Annotated in this window: 3 protein-coding genes; all 3 read left to right on the top strand. The window is 46.2% G+C overall.

The genetic code is table 11. The features are described 5' to 3' along the window. Positions 1–177 precede the first annotated feature (177 nt). Positions 178–888, top strand: a complete 711-nt coding sequence (locus tag HCU66_RS26890; RefSeq protein ID WP_205891378.1) for a hypothetical protein — start codon at positions 178–180, stop codon at positions 886–888. 80 nt (positions 889–968) lie between these two features. Further along, entirely contained in the window at positions 969–1,190 is a 222-nt protein-coding gene (locus tag HCU66_RS26885) for a helix-turn-helix transcriptional regulator (RefSeq protein WP_150746926.1), read from the top strand. Beyond that, a partial coding sequence (trfA, locus tag HCU66_RS26880; protein WP_205891377.1) for a plasmid replication initiator TrfA occupies positions 1,187–1,859 on the top strand: 673 nt, incomplete at its 3' end. The genes HCU66_RS26885 and trfA, both read left to right, overlap by 4 nt.

Genomic DNA, 1,859 nt, shown 5'->3' with positions numbered 1-1,859 from the left:
GCGGCGCCCTGGATGCGATCGACCGCAACGAGGAATTCATCAAGATGACACTCGCGGTGATGATGACACCGGAGTAACTGCTGCCAGGCAAAAAACGCCCGCTAGCCCCCACACGTTGCACTGAATTTGACAAAATCGTGAACGTGACCCACCGGCAATAAGATGGAGCGCCACAGTATGCCAATCATGGAGTTCCATGCACCTTATGACAGTGCATTTCTACCATACGAAATAACCGCATATATGCTATTTCCTAAAAGCCCCCCTGAGAGAAGTGCATATCTTGCAAAAAAAATGGCGGAGTACACGCTAAAACAATCACAAGAAGACAGTCACCTGATACCTGCTGAAATCCTCCAAGACCTACTCGAAAATAGTACTGTCAGCGCCCCTGAAATAACTGAGCATATTGTAAAACAAGCATGCGTCGCCGCTGAGATCTTCCTTAATCTAGTTAAACTTCACTGCAGTGGCGAAGATGCCAGCGTCAACAAGGCAATGTTCCTAGGAGACAGCTTTTTCGAGCATGCTCAAAACAAAGTCATGGGTAAAATATCTTCTTCAGAGAGTTCGATACGGCGTGCATGGACAGCCTATACACCAGCTGCGCACTTATGGGCAGCTTACATAATAATCAACGACACGGCAGAGCACGACTCAGATTCATATCTCCGACAACTTAGTATAGCGAAAGAGTTAGTTAAGATAGCTCCAAAGGTTTCTAGTAAAAATGCCAAAGAACCCCGATTCTCCTCAGATGAACTTTGGACAATCCCTGATTTCGTCGAGCTCCCAGAATGCAGTTTCCTATGCAGTGGCCTCAATGAGGCTGAGCGTGGACGGCTTCCAGACTACGAAAAGCGCTCGGTGAGCAAACACGAAAAGTGAATTTCACCCCCCCTGACAGTAGTGTGCAATCAATTCCGGATGCATAACGTAACGAGCGTCAACACTAGGGAGACGCTCAAATGCATCTTGATACCAGTAAAGCACTGATCCGCCAAACCAACCTCTGCGCACAACTCGACCTTTCCCGATCGGGCCTGGACAAGCTCAGAAAAAAAGACGAAAGCTTTCCAAAGCCCATCAAGGACGGTAACACCAGACAAGCTGCCACGTACTACGTTGTAGCTGAAGTTGAGGCTTGGATTGCAAGCCGTATCGCCCAACGCGATGCTTCTAAACAATGAACACTATCGATGATAAAAAACTCTCGCTATGGGGTAACCTAGCTAGGGTAGAAGCTGTTGCAGCCAAAGCCCTGGCTAAGGGAAGGACTAAAAATCTAGCCTCCCCGCCAACCTCACTACCGAAAGAGTACCAACCTCCTTCCAAATTCGAGAATATCCGCGAGGTACCTAATATTGCGTTACGCTCCGCTTTATTTGGCGCAATAGGCAAAGGCAATCGACGCTATTTTGAGCGAGAAAGAGTATTCTCTCAAGCAAACACCATGATCCTCTATACTGGAGTGCAATTGGACCAAGGGGATCTTGATCTGTGGGAAAACCTATTGCATATAGCCCGAACCCAACCCCTTGGCCAAGATTGCATAATTAGCATATATAGATTATTAAAACTTTTGAACAAAACAGACACAGGAGCCAATCGAAAGATTCTCAAACATCGTCTTAGCCGCCTCAGCGCTAGCGCACTAGATATTAAGATTGAAAATAATACTTACTACGAGGGCAGCCTTATAAATGAAATACTACGCGACGAAATTAGCGGAAAGTCCATAATCCGCCTCAACCCATCTCTTAGCAAAATGTTCGAATCAGACCAATTTACTAGAATTGATTGGAAAGTTAGGCATTATCTAAATGGAAAATCTCTTGCGCAGTGGTTGCACGGGTATT

Source organism: Pseudomonas frederiksbergensis (assembly GCF_017114915.1).
GTDB classification, from domain to species: domain Bacteria; phylum Pseudomonadota; class Gammaproteobacteria; order Pseudomonadales; family Pseudomonadaceae; genus Aquipseudomonas; species Aquipseudomonas frederiksbergensis_I.
Note: the sequence above shows the minus strand (reverse complement) of the source record. Positions and strands in the feature narration are given on the sequence as shown.